This is a genomic window from Streptomyces sp. NBC_00310 (assembly GCF_036208085.1).
In the GTDB taxonomy this organism is placed as follows: Bacteria; Actinomycetota; Actinomycetes; order Streptomycetales; family Streptomycetaceae; genus Streptomyces.
In genome coordinates this window covers 5,910,161-5,927,836 of the sequence record NZ_CP130714.1, presented here as the reverse complement: position 1 = coordinate 5,927,836, position 17,676 = coordinate 5,910,161, and the positions used below count along the sequence as shown (strand labels likewise).

The following is a 17,676-nucleotide window of genomic DNA, read 5'->3' as shown; positions in this document are numbered from 1 at the left end:
ACGACCAGACGGGTGGCCCCGGCCAGGCGATCAGGCTGATGGCCCGGGCCGACGATCAGACGGGTGGCCCCGGGCAGGCGATCAGACGGGTGGTCGGAACGGTGGTCAGGCCGATCGGCCGGGGCCGCCGCGACCGTGGCCGGGTGGATCACCGGCGTCCAGTCGCGCGAACCCGATACCCCGCCCGCGCACGCGGTACGGTCCGTGGCAGCGTCCGCGTTCCCGTCCGCATCCGCATCCGCGTCCGCGTCCGCGAGGGCATCCGTGTCGATCCCGTCCCGCGCGGATACGTCCCGCCGGTCCCGCCGTCCAACAGCCCCGCGCCATCGAGGAACGTCGGCTTCCCCGCTCCCTGTCCCGACGGCCCCACCACCGCCACGAACCCAACTCCCCACGCTCCACGGTCGGTCCACACGGGATGATGGCTACGCGGCCGTCGCCGGACGTGTTGACGACCGTCCTCGACCCGGCCCACCCACCGGACGCACCGGACGCACCGGACGCACCGGACGCACCGGACGCGGAACTCTGGAGGGGGCGGCAGCCGTTCACGGGGGGACGTGCGGAACGCACGCGGACGACCGGAACGACCGGCACGACACGGGCTCTAGCCGAGGTGGCACGCATGGCGATGTGGGATCGGATCAAGGACCAGGCCAAGGGTCTGCAGCAGGCGCAGGCGGCGCGGGGCGGCAGCACGCACGGGCGGCCGGGCACGGGGCCCATGGGCTCCACCGGGTCCTCGGGGTCCGGTCGGTCCGCCGGCGGATCGAAGGCCCAGCTGGTGAGCGCGCTCAAGTCCCAGCTCACCTCCCTCAAGACGGAGCTGAAGAGCGGGGCCTACCGGGACGCCAGCATGGCCATGTGCGCCCTGGTCGCCGCCGCCGACGGGAACGTGGACCAGCACGAGCGGCAGCACGTGGAGTCGCTGATCCTGAACAACGACGTCCTGCAGAACTTCCCGGCCGACCAGCTGCGGCAGCGCTTCAACAAGCACGTCGACCAGCTGTCGTTCAACTTCCAGCAGGGCAAGACCGAGGCCCTGCAGGAGATCGCCAAGGCCGCGAAGAAGCCGACGGAGGCCCGGGCGGTCATCCAGACCGGCTTCGTGGTGGCGGGCGCGGACGGCTACATCGCCCAGAGCGAGGAGCAAGTCCTCCGCGAGGCGTGCGCGACCCTCGGCCTGTCCCCGCAGGAGTTCGGCCTCTGACAGCGGGGGCTCGCCCCTGACAGCGGCGGCTCGCGAGTCGTGGGCCGCCGTGCCGGGCAGCTGGTCGCGGCCCTTCTCCCGCTGTCGCCGGCCGTTCCGCTGAGCCCCGCCGCGGGCAGGCGCACGCGCGGCCGGAGGGGCAGGCGGAGGAGCGGGCGGAGTGGAGTGCGAGACCCGGCCGGTCGTCGCGGTCGCGCCGTCCACAGGCTGTGGATGCCCGTCCTCTCGGCGGCTCACGCCGGGCGGCACCGGTGCGGGACGATTGGGCGCGCGCGGACGTCGCCGTACCCCACGGACGCCGGCCGTCCCCACTGCCGGCGTCCGTGAGCCTTCGGGTGCGGGCGTGCTACGCCCAGCAGCCGTTGACCGTGGCCGCGAGGCCGTCCAGGGCGTCCTTGATGTCGGACGGGCCGGCGGCGGAGTCGTTCTCGATGAAGGAGAAGACCTTCCACTGGCCGTCCTGGGCCTTGGTGAGGCCGCTGAGGGCGACGGCGCCGGTGAGGGTGCCGGTCTTGGCCTTGACCTGGCCGACGGCGCACTGGGAGTCGGCGGTGTCGAAGCGGCCGAACTCCGGGCCCAGCGTGGCGCCCGCCTCACCCGAGACGGGCAGCCCGTCGATGATGTACTTCAGCGTCTGGGCATGCCGGGGGTCGGCAGCCAGGTCGACGATGTCGGCGATGGTCCGAGCCGGGATGCGGGTCGCGCGGGACAGTCCGCTGCCGTCGTACATCGCGAAGTTGTCGAGCGAGATGCCGTACCGGGTGAGGACGTCGCGTACGACGGCGGTCCCGTCCTCGAAGGTGGCGGAGCGGTCGGCGCCGAGGGCGGTGAGCCGCAGCAGCGACTCGGCGATGTCGTTGTCGCTGACCTTGAGCATCCGCTTGACGACCGTGGACAGTTTGTCGGACGTGTGCGAGGCGACCGGCACGTCCGCGTTGCCGACGACCCCGCGCGTGACCTCGCCGTCGACCGTCACACCCCGCTCGGCGAGGAGCCCCGCGAAGACGCCGCCCGCGTCGAGGGAGGTGTCGTCGACGTTGTGGGAGTCGACGACCAGCGCGCGTACGGGGGCGATGGAGTCGGGGTAGTAGCCGGTGTTCCAGCCGTTCGCGAGGGTCGGCTCGGGGAAGAGGCTGTCGTCGACGCGGACCTTCACCGAGGTGAGCCCGGCGTTCCGCAGCCCGGCGACGGCGGTCTTGGCGAGCGCGTCGAGGTCGTCGGTCGTCAGGGTGCGGTCGCCGCCGCCGACGAGGGTCAGCGTGCCGTCGCCGTACACGACCTTCGTGGTGAGCCGGTGGTCCGGGCCGAGCACCGTCAGCGCGGCGGTGGAGGTGGCGAGCTTCGTGTTGGACGCGGCCATCAGCGCGGTGTCCGCGTCGTGCCCCCACACCACCTTGTCGGACTTGGCGTCGATGACGACACCGCTGAGCGTGCTGCCGAGGCGGGTGTCCTGGCTGCGTGTGTTCAGGTTGTCCGCGATCTTCTGCTCGGCGGCGTCGAGTTCGGTGGCACCGGCCTTCGCGGTCGTCTCGTCGGCGGCGAAGGCGGACGTCCCGGCCAGGATCGTCCCGGCGACGGGGGCGACCACGGCGATCACGGCCGCCCGCCGGAACGCCGGGTTCGGAGCCTTGGCCTTACGGTGCCGGCCGCCGGCGCGAAGACCAGAGGAGGTGGAGGGGGAGGGTGAGGAGGAGGACAGGGAGCTGGGCATGCGGGCCTCGGTGGGGGAGGTTCGTGGGGGTACAGGGAGCTTCACTAAATCTTGAAAGTGAAAGTAACAGTCGGGACTCCCGCTACCGATGGGTACTTTGTGAAGACTTGACGCACCGTCCGCCGCGGATGACGGCGACCACGGCATGCCGTTGTCAGTGGCGAGGGCTACGCTCCGGACACCTGACCGTTTGCTCCTTTTCCAGGAGTTTCAGCAGTTTCAGGAGGTTCTCGTGGTCTCGCGGCTCAACCCCTACCTCAGCTTCGACGGCGACGCCCGGCAGGCGATGGAGTTCTACAAGGAGGTCTTCGGCGGCGAGCTGTCGCTGCACACCTTCGGCAATCTCGGCCAGCCCGGCACCCCGGAATCCGACAAGATCATGCACGGCATGCTGGAAACCCCCGGCGGCTTCACCCTCATGGGCGCCGACACCCCGCCCGGCATGGAATACACCCCCGGCGGCAGCTTCTCCGTCAGCCTCAGCGGCGACGACGACACCGAACTGCGCGGCTACTGGGAGCAGCTCTCCGCCGACGGCACCGTCTCCGTCCCCCTCGACAAGCAGATGTGGGGCGATGTCTTCGGCATGTGCACGGACCGCTTCGGCATCCCCTGGATGGTCAACATCAGCGAGCCGCAGGGCTGAGCGGCGGCGCGTCGGCGAAAACCCCCGCCCGTAACGGCGAACCGTCCCGGGCGGGGGCGCCACGTCACCCGCTTCTCATCCGAAGGTGACGTCGAGGCTGCCGTCGCTGCCGAACGACCAGTTGAGGCCGCCGGAGTACGAGGAGCACCGGGACCCGTTCGACCCGGACCAGAACTGGTTGGAGCTGTCGGAGCTGCCGATGATCCGGTCGTTCGTACCACTGCCGCTGCGGCACGAGGTGTTGTCGCGGAACACCGACGTACCGCCGTCGAAGTTGAAGTTCCGCTCGGTGTTGTCGATGCTCACGTTCCCGGAGACCGCCATCGTGCCCGGGTTGCTGTTCCACGTGAAACCGTGCTTGCCGTTGTCGTAGGCGATGCTGCGCCGGACGACGTGGTTCACGGCGATGTCGTCGCCGCCGAGCTTGTAGCCGTTGCGGTCGCCGTTCCCCGCCTGCGAACCGTCGGTGAGTGTGCCGTTCTCGTAGGCGAGCGAGTCCTCGATGGTCACCGGTCCGATGGGTCCGGTGTCCGGCTTGGTGTAGAGGTCCCAGCCGTCGTCGATGTTGTTGTGGGCCACGGCGTACCGGAACACGTTCCCGGTCCCGGTCGTCAGCTTCGCCGCGAACCCGTCCGCGTCCTCCCCGTCGGAGTCGGCGTTGTCGTGCGACTCGGCGCTCAGGATCAGGTTGTCCGACGGCCAGTCGGCGGTGGGTGTGGTGGAGGCCATCCGCCCCAACTGCAGCCCCGTGTCCCGGTTGAACCGCGTCACGGTCCGCTCGATGACGTTGTCGCTGCCGCCGACGTAGATCCCGTTGTCCCCGGCACGCTCGACGACGATCCCGTACACATGCCAGTACGAGGCGTTGAGCTGAAGCCCCCGGTTCGACGAACTCTCGCTCTGGGCCGAGAAGTTGAGGATCGGCTTCTCGCCCGGATAGGCGGACAGGGTCGTCCGGGCGGAGGCGGTCCCGGAGCTGCCGGCCGGGATGGTGACGGTCGAGGCCTGGGCGTACGTACCGCCGCGCAGATAGATCGTCCCGCCGGCGGCGATCCGGCTGATCGCCGAGGTGAGGGTGGTGGGGGACGAGACCGTACCGGCCGCGGAGTCCGTCCCGGTCGGCGAGACGTACAGCGCGGAACTGGACGGCGGCGGTGTGGTGGTGCCGTCGGGCACGTTCGCGTCGAGGTAGTCGATGTTGGGCAGACCGGTGGACGAGGTCGGGTTGATCCGGATGACGTTGCTGCCCGAAGTCACCGGCACGGTCAGCGTCTTGGTGGTCCACCCCGCCCAGGTGCCGGTGCTCTCGAAGGACGCCGTCGCGGCCGTCGTACCGTTCACGAGAACGCTCGCGGCCCGCGCTCCGGTGGTGCCGTTGGCGAACCGGACGGACAGTGTCGCCGTGCCCGATGCGGGTGCGGTCACGGTGAACTGGGCGTACGCGCCTGTGGCGTTGGTGCCGTTGCAGAATCCGCTGCCCGAGAATCCGGCCCAGTCGGAGTCGATCGTGCCCGTGCAGACGGCCGGTGACGCCTCGGCCTCGTACCGGGTGGTCGCGGCCTGCGCCGCCGTACCGGACAACGCGACCAGCAGGCCTGCCACCAGACCTGCGCTCGCCGTCGCCATGACGGGTCTCACGTGCGTCGTTTGCATCGTCGGTCTCCAGGGATGAGGTCCAGAACGATCCAGAAAGCGCTTTCCCTGTGGGCGAGTGTCGGGGGGTGACCTGGGCACGTCAATAGAGTGGGACGTAGATTCTGTTCACATGGATGAACTGAGGGTGAGGGAAGGGGGATATAACCCCCGGAAAGCACCCTGAGATCTGAAACTCATTCGAGTACGTGAACGCCGGGTGACATACGGCGCCCCCGGTGACCTGGCGCCGAGCCGCCTCCGGGTGCCGGGCCGCCGGGCAGGAAGAGGGAGCCGGTCAGGCAGGAAGCGGGAGAGGGCAAGAAGAAAGGCAAGGAGGTAAACCACTCCTTGCCACTCTCAACGTATAGCGCACCGGGGGGCTTGCGGCAAGGCCCCCGTCGTGCCGCAGAATCTCCGGCCTGAGCCAGTATCGACGGAAACCGGGGCGCTTCATGCGTGTGCTGTTGGCGAACTACGACTCGCGCGGGGGCGTCGAGCCGCTGGTGGGACTCGCGGTCCGACTGCGCGAGCTCGGCGCGGAGGTGCGGGTGTGCGCGCCGCCGGACGAGGAGTTCGCGCGGCGGCTGGCCGGTGTCGGCGTACCGCTGGTGCCGTTCGGCCGGTCGGTGCGCGCGTTGATGACCGCGGCGACGCCACCGGGCGCGGACGGCGTGCCCCGGCGCGCGGCCGAGCTGCTCGCGCAGTTCGACACGGTCGCCGAGGCGGCCGAGGGGTGCGATGTACTGGTGGCGACGGGCCTGCTCCCGGCCGCGGCCTGCGTCCGGTCGGTGGCCGACAAACTGGGCATCCCGTACGTGTACGCCAGCTTCCAGTCCGTCTCCCTGCCGTCGCCGCACCATCCGCCCATGCAGCGGCCGGGGCGGCCGTTGCCGTCGGACGTGAGCGACAACCGGGCGCTGTGGGATTTCGACGCCTGGAGCGCGAACGACCTGTTCGGCGAGGTGATCAACACGCATCGGGCGTCGGTGGGGCTGCCGCCGGTGAAGGATGTGCGCGACCACGTCTTCACCGACCGGCCGTGGCTGGCGACGGATCCGGTGCTGGATCCGTGGGGGGAGCGGGCGCGCTCCGCGTCGGGCTCCGCGTCGGGCTTTGCGTCAGGCTCCGCGTCGGGGCTGTGGCAGGCGCCGTCGGGCCCCGCGTCGGGGCTGTGGCAGGAACGGTCGGGCGCCGCGTCGGGTCGGCAGGAACCGTCGGGCCCCGCGTCGGGCCGGCAGGAACCGGGAGACCTCGCCCCGAACCTGCGGCAGGAACCGTCGGGCGCCGCCCCGGACCTACGGCAGGAACCGTCGGGCGCCGCATCGGACCCGAAGCAGGAACTGGCCGCCCCCACCCCGGACCTACGGCAGGAACCGGGCCACCCGGCGTCGGACCCGCGGCAGGGGTCCTCCGACCACGGCGTCGTACAGACCGGCACGTGGATCGTGCCGGATGAACGGCCGCTGCCGGCCGAGCTGACGGCGTTCCTGGATGGCGGTACGCCGCCGGTGTACGTCGGCTTCGGCAGTATCGCCATCGGCGGCTCCGAGGGTGTCGCCCGGGTGTCCATCGAAGCCATCCGTGCGCAGGGGCGCCGCGCGATCGTCTCCCAGGGCTGGGCCGAGCTGGCTCTCGTCGACGACCGGGACGACTGCTTCGTCGTAGGCGAGACCAACCATCACGCGCTGTTCCGCCGGGTCGCCGCCGTCATCCACCACGGCGGCTCGGGCACGACGACCACGGCGACGTGGGCGGGCGCGCCCCAGGTGGTGGTGCCCCAGGGCGGGGACCAGCCGTACTTCGCGGGCCGCGTCGCCGCGCTCGGCATCGGCGCGGCGCACGACGGCCCGACCCCGACGTACGAGTCCTTGTCGGCGGCGCTGGAGGTGGCTCTGGCCCCGGAGACGCGAGCGCGGGCGGCCGAGGTGGCCGGGATGGTCCGGACGGACGGGGCGATGGTGGCGGCGCAGCTGCTTCTTGACACGATCGGCCAGGACGGACGGCGGCAGCCGGCACAGGCGGCACAGGCGGCGGGACAGGCGGCAACACAGGCGGCGGGATAGACGGCAAGTGTCCGCGTGAACGAGGCGAGCCCGTCGAGAGTCGAGAAAGGATCGATCCCCCTCGTCACAGCAGTCCCAGCCAACGGTCCCACCGACCAGCCCCACCCAACAGTCCCACCCAGGAGTCCCACCCAGCAGGACCCCGTGAGCAGAACCCATCGAGCAGGACCCATCGAGCAGGGACCATCGAGCAGGGACCGATGGTCGCAAGCGACCTCATCTTCGGAGCGTTCGGAGCGATTGACATGAACCCCCCGACCACCACCAGCGCGTTCGACCTCCCCGACCGCCTCTCCGCCAAGGCCGACCCGGCCCTGATCGCCGCCGACCAGCGGCACTTCACGGCGCTCGCGCAGTGCCTCGAACAGTCGATCGCCGAGGTGTCCGCCCAACTCGACGCCGCGCGCAGAGCCCCCGGCGGCCTGGGCCGGCACGCGATGGACCGGGACACGGAGATCCACCGCCTGACCGCCCGCCTGCGGACCCTGCGCCGCTTCGGCCTGGACCTGTGCCTCGGCCACATGGTGAGCACTGACGATCCGGAGAACCCCGTCTACGTCGGCCGCCTGGGCCTCACGGACAGCGCGACGGGCCGCCGTCTGCTGATCGACTGGCGTTCCCCGGCGGCCGAGCCGTTCTTCGGCGCCACCCACGCCAACCCGATGGGCCTGACGAGCCGCCGCCGCTACCGCTGGACCAACGCCCGCATCAGCGACTACTGGGACGAGGTCTTCTCCCCCGACGAACTGGACGGCCTCACCGACCACCATTCCGCCGCCCTCGACGACCAGTCCGCGTTCATCGCCAGCCTGGGCACCACCAGGTCGGAGCGCATGCGGGACGTCCTCGGCACCATCCAGGCCGACCAGGATGCCATCATCCGCGCGAGCTCCCGGGGCGCCCTGGTCGTGGACGGCGGCCCCGGCACCGGCAAGACCGTCGTGGCCCTCCACCGCTCCGCCTATCTGCTCCACTCCGACCCCCGCCTGGGCCACCGCCGGGGCGGCGTCCTCTTCGTGGGCCCCCACCGCCCGTACCTCTCCTACGTCGCCGACGTCCTGCCCAGCCTCGGCGAGGAGGGCGTACAGACGTGCATCCTGCGCGACCTGGTCACGGAGGGGGCAGGGGCCGGGGTCGAGCCCGACCCGGAGGTGGCCCGCCTGAAGTCGTCCGCGGCCTTGGTGGGCGGCATCGAGAAGGCCGTCCGCTTCTACGAGGAACCCCCCACCCAGGGCATGACGGTCACGACCCCCTGGTCCGACATCCGGCTGAGCCCCGACGACTGGACCGCGGCCTTCGACGCGGCGGAACCCGGCACGCCCCACAACGAGGCCCGTCACCAGGTCTGGGAAGAACTCCTCACGATCCTGACGGACAAACACGAAGCCGAGGCCGACCCCGACCCGGACGCCGACACCGCCGTCTCCCCCGCCCTCCTGCGCAGGGCCCTCCTGCAGAACAGGGACCTCGTCACGACCTTCAACCGTGCCTGGCCCCTCCTGGAGGCGGCGGACCTGGTCGGAGACCTGTGGACCGTACCGGCGTACCTCCGCATGTGCGCCCCCTGGCTGAGCCGCGAGGAAGTCCAGCGCCTCCAGCGTGACGACCCCCGGGCCTGGACGACGTCCGACCTCCCCCTCCTCGACGCGGCCCGCCAACGCCTCGGCGACCCGGAGACGGCCCGCCGCAAGCGTCGGCACGAGGCCACCCTCGCCGCTCAGCGCGAGCGCATGACCCAGGTCGTGGACAACCTGATCGAGGCGGTGTCCAACTCAGGCGCCGACGCCGACGACGGCGAGGGTCTGGTGACGATGCTCCGCGGCGAGGACGCCCAGGTCAGCCTGGTCGACAACGCCGAACTGCCCGCCCTCGCCCCGGACCTCCTGGCCGGCCCGTTCGCCCACGTCGTCGTGGACGAGGCGCAGGAGCTGACGGACGCGGAGTGGCAGATGCTGCTGCAGCGCTGCCCGTCCCGAAGCTTCACGATCGTCGGCGACCGCGCCCAGGCCAGGCACGGTTTCACGGAGTCCTGGCAGGAACGCCTGAAGCGGGTGGGCCTGGACCGGATCACCCAGTCTTCCCTGACCATCAACTACCGCACGCCGGAAGAGATCATGACGGAGGCCGAACCGGTCATCCGAGCCGCGCTCCCCGACGCGAACGTCCCCACCTCCATCCGCAGCGGCGGCATCCCGGTCGTCCACGGCTCGACGTCGGACCTGGACGCGACCCTGGACACCTGGCTGGCCGCCGACGCCGACGGAATCGCCTGCGTGATCTCCGCCCCGGGCTCCGCCGCGCCCTTCCGCCCGACACCCCGGGTCCGCTCCCTGACCCCCGAACTGTCGAAGGGCCTCGAATTCGACCTGGTGGTCCTCATCGACCCGGAGAACTTCGGCGAGGGCATCGAGGGAGCGGTGGACCACTACGTCGCGATGACCCGGGCGACGCGGCAGCTGGTCGTCCTCACGACGACGGCCACCTGAGGCCGGACGGGAACGGTCATGCGAGGCCGGACGGGAGCGCCGGCCAGCTGAGGCCGGACGGGACCTGGCCGCGAGCCGCGCGCGACCGACCTCAAGCCCGGGAAGCCCGGGCCTCGGCCAGTCGGTGGAAGGCTCGCGTAGTACCGGGGTGGGCCATCTCGTCCAGCAGATGCCGCCAGTCGGGGTCGGCGACGGGGGCGGGATGCGCCAGGTCCCACGCGGCAAGCAGCGGAGCGAACCCGCCCTCGTCCCGCACCTCGCCCGCACTCTTCGCTGGAGGCCGCTTCGACTTCATGGGAATCTCCCTCCGTCCGGGAACCCTGCGCGTCCGGAATCCGACTCGCTTACCTCAACGGTCCCGCATCCTTACTAACTCAACGGTCCCGCATCCGGGTTCCCCGAACCATGCGGTCTCCTACCGAACCGGGGGTGGAGCTACCTGCACCCGGCCGGGACCGCTCTCCCCCGCACCCCTCTCCCCCGCACGCCTCTCCCCGTACCCCTTCTCCCCGTACCCTCAGCCCCGCCGAGCGGCCCCGTCCGGCCACACCACGTCCACGGGGACACCGGCCGCCCGCGCTCCGAGCACGGCATCGGCGGTGCCGCCGCCCTTGCCGGTGGGCGGTGCGCCGTTCCATACGGCGACGAGACGATCGGCGCGCTCGATGAGTACGGCGTTCGCGGCCTCGTACGCATGCCGGTCGGCGGTCTCGTAGGGAAGGACGACGACCTCCTCGGCAGCCTCGACGAGCCGGTCGTAGGCGGCTCCGTGCTCGGGCTCGACCATGTTCCGCCGGTAGTCCCGGGAGGGTGTGACGACGATGAGTCGCCCGCCGAGTGCAAGGGCGACCTCGGCGAACAGGGTGTCGGCCCCCTTGGCGATACAGGAGACCCCGACGAGTCGCCCGTCCCCGGCGTACGGCCCGAGCAGCTCCTCCAGGGCGAGTCGAACCAGCGGAACGGTGCCCTCGGTCAGGTCCAGGTGCCCGGTCACCGCGATGGTCGTCACGGCGTACTCCCCCCTCGCCAATCGCCGTCGGACGGCGTGGAGCGGCTGTCCGATGCCACCACCCCTATGGAAGGCGGCACGTTGACCTGCACGAGTGTAGGTGGGTTCCGCACGCGCGAGGTGCGTTGATCAACGGGATCTTGTCGCATGAAATGACCCGTCTGTGCTCCGGAAACCGGGGCACGCCCCGTCCGACCCCTGGGAGGATCCATGCCCGCTGCCCATGTCCGTCGCGCCGTGACCGCCGCCGCCCTGACCGCCGTCTTCACCCTTCCGTCCACGTCCGCCCTGGCGACGGCGGATGTCGGGGACGAGGACATCGTGCGAGTCCAGCTCACGGGGGTCCCCTCGACCGACACGAAGCCCTGGTTGGTCGAGACCGGCGACAGCTGGGTCACCTACCTGAATCTGTACGACACGAAGAAGCGGTTCGCCGGGGACGCCAGCGCGCGGTGCAGCGCCGTCGAGGCGACTCATCAGCGGGTGACCACCCAGTGCACGCGCGTACTGCGTCTGAAGAAGGGGGAGATCACCCTCCACGACGTGATCACCCGCGTGGACGACTCGCCCATCACCGCCAAGACGGCCATCGCGGGCGGCACCGGCATCTACAACGACGCCGAGGGAGAGGGCTACATCACCCTGAAGCGCGACTGGGTCCACTTCGACCTCCACGTCGATGACTGACGTCGAGCGCGCTCCCTCGTCCCCTCACAGGCCGGTCGTTCCCCTGGAGATCCCGTGATCAATTCAGCTGCCCGTGGCGCCGTCGTCGCCGCCCTCACCACCGCGTTGGCCCTTCTGCCCGCCGCGACCGCACAGGCCGAGCAGTCCGACAAGGACAACGACATCGAGAAGGTCGTGCTGACCGGCGTCAACGTGGTGGACACGACACCCGAACACATCCACACCGGCGACAGCTGGGTGACCCATCTGAATCTGTACACGGCGAAGGGGAAGGGGAAGGGGAAGGTCGCGTACGCCGGTGACGGCGAGGCGGAGTGCAGCGCGGTGCGGTTGGCCGACGGCGAAGTGACCACACAGTGCACGCGTGTACTGCGTCTGAAGAAGGGGACGCTGACCCTCAGCGACATGATCACCTACAGGCCGCACGAGCCGGTGACCGCCAAGACCGGCATCATCGGCGGCACCGGCCACTACCGTTCCGCCTACGGTGACGGCTACATCACCCTGCACGGCCCTCACACCCACCTGAAACTGAACGTCGACGAATAACGCATGAGGACACGGCTCCCGGTACGGCCACCGTTCGCGCTGCCGCACCGGGAGCCTTCCGCTGTCCTCCGTTGTCCTCCGCTGTCCTCCGCTGCCGTCCACTGCCTTCCGCTGCCTTCCGCTGCGCTCAATCGCCGATGTTCGCGGTTTTCTCGATGAGGCGCGTGAATACAATGAGAACTCCCAGGGCGGGAGGGAGGCTGGCCAGCGTCCAGAGAACAAAGAATCCCGCCAACGCCCCGGCGATCATGCGCAATTCATCCGGGGCTTCCTCCGAAACTCCCGCCAGCACCAGCAGTGAAGTCGTGGCAAGAATACCCATGGCCACGATGGTGAAGAACGGCCACAGGTAGTCGGTCATGGGGAGGATGCGCGCCTTTTTCGCTTTCTTCAGGAAAGCCGTGTCACAGGCTCTCGTGATCATCGCCAGTACGGCGAACACAGCCCCGATGATGACACCGATCATGGAGGCGGCGACTCCGAGCACCGGCTCCACCGGCAGGTCGTCGTCATGGCCGAGCCAGGCACCGCCCATGGCTCCCAGGACGGCGCCCAGTGGCTCCCCCCACCAGAAGCTTCTCAGGCTCACATGCACCAGCCTCGCGAACTCCGAGAAGTACTTGTCCCCCAGGGTCCGCCCTCTGGGCTCGTCCGGGTACGGGTCAGATCCCTCACCCATCTCCGTGTTGATCACAGCCACTCCCGCTCAGCGGCAGCCACTCTCATCGAGCCGTGCTTCCACGACCCCGCCTCGGTCGCCTTCACCCTTCTCGCGGCTTGCGCAAGAGACCCTCACCGTCATTCCGCCGCTTCCTCTCTCCGACCGCCGATTCGTACCCGTGCATCTCGCGTATCGCGTCGTACAGCGACGCGCGCCGGACGGCCGAATACCGCTGTGGCTTCTCCGCTTTCGACGTCTCGGCAACTCCGTCGAGGCCAGTGAGGGTGATCTTCGGATCGCGCTGAAGACTCAGATTTAGTTCACGCGTATCGACCTTGCACTCGGCGATCCGTCGAAGGTAGTCATCCATCCGGTTGTGCCGCCCTTCACGGTGCGTACCCGACTGTGCTATCGGGCATTGGACCTGACACATGGGCTCAACGGTAAGCCGGTCCCCGTAATCAGGCCTCTCGTCGGCGACATTCCAGTGAAAGGGTCGCCGCGTGTGGGCCCGTCACCCGCGACGGCGCCCGTCCGGCCCCCGCCCATGACCCGCCACGCACAGGTCCGTCCGACGAATCGCGCCACGGTGCTCACCGGTCCGAGAGACCGAACCGGCTACGCCACCAGGGTGACCCGCGTCGCGCGGAACGTGACCGTGCACACCCACCGCAGCCACCGCAGCCACCGCAGCATCGAATAGGTGGCGGACACCCCGGTCTGCGCCGATACTTCGACATGAGCAAACTCGCGCAGGCCTCGACATGTTCGTGGGCGGGTGGCTCATGGAGATTGGTTCAACCGAAGAGGCGCGCGGAAGGGCCTGGTGGGGCTCACTCAGGGCTGCGGTGCAGGGCGAGGACCATGACGTCATACAGCGGAGCGTCAGGGAACGGCAGTTTCTCCCCCGCCTGCTCGTACCCCCAGGTCTCGTACATGGCCCGCAACCGCGGCCGCTCCCGGCGTACAAGCAGTTCGGCGCGCTCTTCGCGCCGCTGACTCACCAACTCGTCGTGCATGACCCGCGAAATCCCGCGCCCGCGCCACGTCTCGCGGAGCATGTTCTCGCACAGCTTGAACGTCGTCGCGTCATCGCGTGCCGTGAATCCGTAGGTGAAGCCGGCCACTTCACCACTGATCTCGGCGACGACACAGCCCCAGCCGCCGGCTGAGACATGGGCCTCCAGACGTTCCTCGAAGCGCTTGATGGAGAAGAAGGGGTTGGCGGCGATGTCCTCCGCGTACACGTCGGCGTAGACATCCAGGAGGGTGCCCCGGATCTCGTCCAGCCGCCCGCCGGTGTAGTAGCTGGTCGTCAGCAGGTCTACGGTCATGTGGCCACCGCCTCGTATCGTTCGGAAAAGTCCATTGCGTCGGGTGCGACCCGGTCGACCAGTTCGTCCCGCAGCTGCTTCAGGCGTCCTCCGATCCGGGGACTGTGCACCTCCGGCAGAAGCGCGAGTGCCTCGTTGCCGACGGCCACAGCCTCTTCCAACTCGCCTGCCGCTGACAGGGCGCGCCCAAGACGTACCTGCGAGGCGAGCTGATTACGGCGGAACGGGCCCGACTGCACGGCGCACAGGGACTCGCGGGCAGCGCCGACAGCCTTGTCGTACTGCCGCAGGTCCATGAAGCACAGGGCCGCCGTGGCTGACAGCTCGCCGACGCTGTAGAACGCCAGCCATCTCTGCGGTTCGACCGGCTCCCGGTCGAACTCCTTCTCCACGCGTAACAGAGACCGAGCACACCAGCCGGACTCACCCTGGAGAGCGTGTCCTTGGGCAACCCTCGAATGCAGCAGCGACGAGAGCTGCCCGTCCCGGCGGCCCCGGGTCTCCTCCAGCGCCGCGCGAGCGATCGAGACAGCCTCGCCTCCGTGTCCCAACTGCCATGCCTGGTGCGACATCGACGACCAGATCCGGGCCTGGAGCGGCTTGTCCCGACCCAGCAGCGCGTAGCGCAACCCTGCGTCCCACCGGCGACGGGCCTTGTCCTGCTGCCCCGCATCGAACGCGAACCACCCGGCGCTGGTGGCCATTTCACCGAGTGCCCGATGAAGACGCGCCTCCACGTTCCCGCCGTACGTACACCGACGGGCAGCGTCTTCGACGTACTTGATGTACCGCGCTGCGACGTCCGACAGCTGCGCTCCCCCGTGCAGGTCGTCGATCTGGTGAAGCCTCGCGGCGGCGGCCTGCACACGGTCCACGTCGCTCACACCGAGCCGCCCCGACTCCGGCAGCGGAGGCAGGGCAAGCAGGCTTCCGGTCAGGCCGATGATGAACTGACGGCGTCGCACAGGCACATCCTGGGGCGAGGTGCGGGTTCTCCTCCGCACGGTAACGCCCTCTCCCCGAGGGGCGGGAGCCCGGAAACCGAGTTCTTCGGCGGTACGGCCGAACACCGTCTCCCGTGGGATACGGCTGCGTTCCCTCAGCCAGGAGACCCGCCCGCTCAACCAGTAGCCGACGAGGCGCGCGCTGCAATGGCCGGGCTCACCGGTGGTCTGCTCGGCCGCCTCGTTCACGGCCTCCGCGAGACCTTCCCTGGTGAACCCGTACTCGGCCATGAGCCGTCGCAGCGTGAGATTCGGCTGTTGGTGAGCCGACATGAGTCCTCCGCCCCTGCGGTGACCGAATCCACCGTAGTGACGCGACAGCACACCGTGAAACAGAAGTTTCCCGCTTCTGCGAAGTTGCCCGTCCCGAACTTTCCTTTTCTCCCGCTTCACGGGGGCGAGACCGTGGACTCCGCACCGATCAACGCCAGACCCCGGCGAGGCTGCAACCTCCCGGGGCACGGCCGACTGCGATGGGTCGACAATGCAGTGTGCATCACGGGCGCTTGTGTGGGTGAGGAAGGTCCTCTTCGGACCGTCCCCGCCAGACTGGCGCACACCCCGGGAAACGACCGCGGTTCTGAAGATGATCCTGGCACCCTCCCTCCCCAACCCCTCACCCGAGTTGTGGGCCGCGATCCTCGCCGGCGCCCGGCGCCGCAGAGCCTCATGCCCCTGGCCACCAACCGACGTGCCCGCCATCACCGCCGAAGACATCACCAGCACCCTCGTGGGCGCCTATCTACTCCCGCCCGTGGTACGCCAACGCGCACGGGCTGCGGCCCGGTTGGCAGAGGAGTCATGCCGATGACCGCCGTACAGAACGACCGGCCCGCCACACCCCACCCCGAGATCCCCATGCTGCGCGCCTACCGTCTGTGGTTCGAGCACACCCGCAAGTGCACCCTCGGCTGCAAGGGCATCCCCAAGGCCCAGGACGGCTGCGAGAACGGACGGCAACTGTGGGGCACGTACCGCCTCACGCGCATCGGGAAGGGCGGGATGACGTCATGAACTGGACCATCGAGCGCCCGCCCGGCTGCCCGGTACGCCGCACCGACGACAACCGCCTCGCCGTACCGCTCCGCCTGTCCCGTACTGACGGCCACTCCACGGACACCGAGCTGCCCCTCACCCTCGCCGAAGCCGAGCATCTGCACGCCGCGCTGTGCCGGGCCCTCGACGGCGAACCCCCGCCTCCAGCCGCACCGGACTGCCGCCAGCCGGTTCAGGCCTCGCCCGGCGCTGCGCACATCGTGGGGCGCGCGTAGCACGCCCACAGCACAGGTAGGTCGTCGGACTACGCCCGGCAGACCCCTCAGCGGGCCTGCCGGGTGTAGTCGTGGCGCAGAGTGAACGAGTAGTCCCCACGCTCAACGCAGGCCGCGCAAGAAATCCACCGCCCGCCGGCACAACGGAATCAGACCTTCTCCGCCATCACTCGCGGATGCTCCGCAGTCAGCAGACCAACGTCTTCGACGTCGGAAGTCAGGATCGTCACCCGGCCCGGCTGCTGCAGAGCGGTCGCGCACAGCATGGCGTCGATGGCGTACTTATGACCGCGTAGACCCGCATCACGAAGCAACGCGGCAGCCGACTGAGCCAGAGCCTGGGTCACCCGAGTCCCGCTAGTACACGTCGAACGATCCTTCTATCGACGTACTGGACACCAGAAAATCTTAAGTTTCTGGAACTCCGACCACCTGCAACATTTCAACGAAAAAGTACTGGATGGCCACCCGTCGCGGCTTCCTCTGGTCGACGATGAGCCAGAAGCCGACTTTCCTCGGTCGAGGTTCGTGCCACAATCGCGCTACGTGTTGAGTTCAGCCGCGCAATGCCCTGCAGTCAAGTTGCCGGGCGTCTCGCCAGGTATCAAGCCCCAGACCACAGGGGCAGATCACGCATGATCAAGACCCAGCTGCGATCGAAACACGTCTCGAATGGCAGCCCGGTCCGTAGGAATCGTGTCCAGCGGCACCATGCTATGCGTACGATACTGCTCCCCTTGATTGCCAGAGATGAAGAATCCTCGGTCAGGCAACCAAACTCGCTCTTCTCGGCGGAAACGGACGATCCCGAAACCGATATACGCCTTCTCGCCTGATTCAACCAGCGTGCTAGAAAAAATGTAATGAAATGTCCGGGTCGTTTTGTCTAAGTAGCTGGCCTCGGTGATCCAGTGACAGAACGGCCTACCGTCATTGTGATAGTTAGTTCCGTCAAATGCCCACATGCCTCGACGCTTGTCGAATCTAATCTCACCCATGCTGCACCGCTGCTCGCCTGGAATACTGGCCAGTTCTCCCCATTTACCTTCCATCTCGATGGGGTCGAACATCCTGTCCGTTTTGGATTTAAAGAATTCGTAACTGTAACTCGCCAAAATACCGAATGGGACACCCGCGATCAGCAGCAAGAAGTCTTTCACGTCGGCTTCCCTTCCGGCGCTCTACGTTCGGCGAGCCGAGCAGTAGGAGTAGCAGTTCTGGACTACCCACGCCAAGCGACGCGGAAGCCCCTGGCGTCCTCAACGTCCCTGGGGTGCATCCCTTGATTGGCACAACCAACTGCACGCCGGGCCCCGGCTCCTAACCAAAGCGGTGCTGGCCCGGCCGTGAACTATCCGTGGCCTCGTCCCTCCTGTGCCATGGCCAGGGCTGCGACCTGCTCCGTTGTCC

General features: G+C 68.9%; 17 protein-coding genes and 1 pseudogene. 8 read left to right on the top strand and 10 right to left on the bottom strand.

All coding sequences use genetic code 11. From position 1 onward, the window contains the following. Nucleotides 1-625 precede the first annotated feature (625 nt). Nucleotides 626-1,210: a tellurite resistance TerB family protein gene (locus OG202_RS25990; protein ID WP_327728625.1), complete on the top strand. Its 585-nt coding sequence runs from the start codon at nt 626-628 to the stop codon at nt 1,208-1,210. A gap of 346 nt (nt 1,211-1,556) precedes the next feature. Here OG202_RS25990 and dacB read toward each other — a convergent pair whose 3' ends face one another. Then, a complete protein-coding gene (gene dacB / locus OG202_RS25985) occupies nt 1,557-2,921 on the bottom strand; it encodes a D-alanyl-D-alanine carboxypeptidase/D-alanyl-D-alanine endopeptidase (RefSeq protein WP_328223657.1) in 1,365 nt (454 codons plus the stop codon). 232 nt (nt 2,922-3,153) lie between these two features. Here dacB and OG202_RS25980 point away from each other — a divergent pair, with 232 nt between their 5' ends. Continuing rightward, nucleotides 3,154-3,567: a VOC family protein gene (locus OG202_RS25980; protein WP_328223656.1), complete on the top strand. Its 414-nt coding sequence runs from the start codon at nt 3,154-3,156 to the stop codon at nt 3,565-3,567. Between the two features lie 75 nt (nt 3,568-3,642). Here the strand turns inward: OG202_RS25980 and OG202_RS25975 are convergent, their stop codons facing one another. Further along, entirely contained in the window at nt 3,643-5,220 is a 1,578-nt protein-coding gene (locus tag OG202_RS25975; protein WP_327728627.1) for a carbohydrate-binding protein, read from the bottom strand. A 434-nt stretch (nt 5,221-5,654) separates the two neighbouring features. Here OG202_RS25975 and OG202_RS25970 point away from each other — a divergent pair, with 434 nt between their 5' ends. Together OG202_RS25970 and helR are read left to right on the top strand one after the other, a co-directional pair. Next, complete coding sequence (locus OG202_RS25970) at nt 5,655-7,265, top strand: glycosyltransferase (RefSeq protein WP_327728628.1); 1,611 nt, start codon at nt 5,655-5,657, stop codon at nt 7,263-7,265. Nucleotides 7,266-7,510: 245 nt separating this feature from the next. Then, a complete protein-coding gene (gene helR, locus OG202_RS25965; RefSeq protein WP_327728629.1) occupies nt 7,511-9,751 on the top strand; it encodes an RNA polymerase recycling motor ATPase HelR in 2,241 nt (746 codons plus the stop codon). Nucleotides 9,752-9,842: 91 nt separating this feature from the next. Here the strand turns inward: helR and OG202_RS25960 are convergent, their stop codons facing one another. Both OG202_RS25960 and OG202_RS25955 read right to left on the bottom strand, forming a co-directional pair. Beyond that, nucleotides 9,843-10,046 (bottom strand): hypothetical protein, encoded by a 204-nt coding sequence (locus tag OG202_RS25960; RefSeq protein WP_327728630.1) that lies wholly within the window; start codon nt 10,044-10,046, stop codon nt 9,843-9,845. A gap of 222 nt (nt 10,047-10,268) precedes the next feature. Beyond that, a complete protein-coding gene (locus tag OG202_RS25955) occupies nt 10,269-10,760 on the bottom strand; it encodes a hypothetical protein (RefSeq protein ID WP_327728631.1) in 492 nt (163 codons plus the stop codon). Nucleotides 10,761-10,970: 210 nt separating this feature from the next. Here OG202_RS25955 and OG202_RS25950 point away from each other — a divergent pair, with 210 nt between their 5' ends. Together OG202_RS25950 and OG202_RS25945 are read left to right on the top strand one after the other, a co-directional pair. Continuing rightward, on the top strand, nt 10,971-11,447 hold the full coding sequence (locus OG202_RS25950; RefSeq protein ID WP_327728632.1) for a hypothetical protein: 477 nt from the start codon (nt 10,971-10,973) through the stop codon (nt 11,445-11,447). 54 nt (nt 11,448-11,501) lie between these two features. Further along, complete coding sequence (locus OG202_RS25945) at nt 11,502-11,996, top strand: hypothetical protein (RefSeq protein ID WP_328223655.1); 495 nt, start codon at nt 11,502-11,504, stop codon at nt 11,994-11,996. 127 nt (nt 11,997-12,123) lie between these two features. Here the strand turns inward: OG202_RS25945 and OG202_RS25940 are convergent, their stop codons facing one another. From OG202_RS25940 to OG202_RS25925, 4 genes are all read right to left on the bottom strand, one after another. Further along, a complete protein-coding gene (locus tag OG202_RS25940; protein ID WP_326580200.1) occupies nt 12,124-12,690 on the bottom strand; it encodes a hypothetical protein in 567 nt (188 codons plus the stop codon). 67 nt (nt 12,691-12,757) lie between these two features. Next, nucleotides 12,758-13,027 carry a hypothetical protein gene (locus tag OG202_RS25935; RefSeq protein WP_327728635.1) on the bottom strand — a complete coding sequence of 90 codons (270 nt, stop codon included), beginning with the start codon at nt 13,025-13,027 and terminating at the stop codon, nt 12,758-12,760. A 463-nt stretch (nt 13,028-13,490) separates the two neighbouring features. Further along, nucleotides 13,491-13,991 carry a GNAT family N-acetyltransferase gene (locus tag OG202_RS25930; protein WP_328223654.1) on the bottom strand — a complete coding sequence of 167 codons (501 nt, stop codon included), beginning with the start codon at nt 13,989-13,991 and terminating at the stop codon, nt 13,491-13,493. Beyond that, complete coding sequence (locus OG202_RS25925) at nt 13,988-15,184, bottom strand: tetratricopeptide repeat protein (RefSeq protein WP_328223653.1); 1,197 nt, start codon at nt 15,182-15,184, stop codon at nt 13,988-13,990. Before OG202_RS25925 ends, OG202_RS25930 begins: the two co-directional genes overlap by 4 nt. A 618-nt stretch (nt 15,185-15,802) precedes the next feature. Between OG202_RS25925 and OG202_RS25920 the strand changes: the two genes are divergently transcribed. Together OG202_RS25920 and OG202_RS25915 are read left to right on the top strand one after the other, a co-directional pair. Next, the gene (locus OG202_RS25920) at nt 15,803-16,009 is read left to right on the top strand and encodes a hypothetical protein (protein WP_327728638.1); all 207 of its coding nucleotides are present in this window, start codon (nt 15,803-15,805) and stop codon (nt 16,007-16,009) included. After that, entirely contained in the window at nt 16,006-16,266 is a 261-nt protein-coding gene (locus OG202_RS25915; protein WP_327728639.1) for a hypothetical protein, read from the top strand. The genes OG202_RS25920 and OG202_RS25915 overlap by 4 nt, the downstream gene beginning before the upstream one ends. Nucleotides 16,267-16,415: 149 nt before the next feature. On the opposite strand, the pseudogene OG202_RS25910 reads toward OG202_RS25915, so the two are convergent. Then, a pseudogene (locus OG202_RS25910) lies at nt 16,416-16,613 on the bottom strand (DNA-binding protein); the annotation flags it as partial. Between the two features lie 282 nt (nt 16,614-16,895). Continuing rightward, nucleotides 16,896-17,426 carry a hypothetical protein gene (locus OG202_RS25905; protein WP_327728640.1) on the bottom strand — a complete coding sequence of 177 codons (531 nt, stop codon included), beginning with the start codon at nt 17,424-17,426 and terminating at the stop codon, nt 16,896-16,898. Nucleotides 17,427-17,676 lie beyond the last annotated feature (250 nt).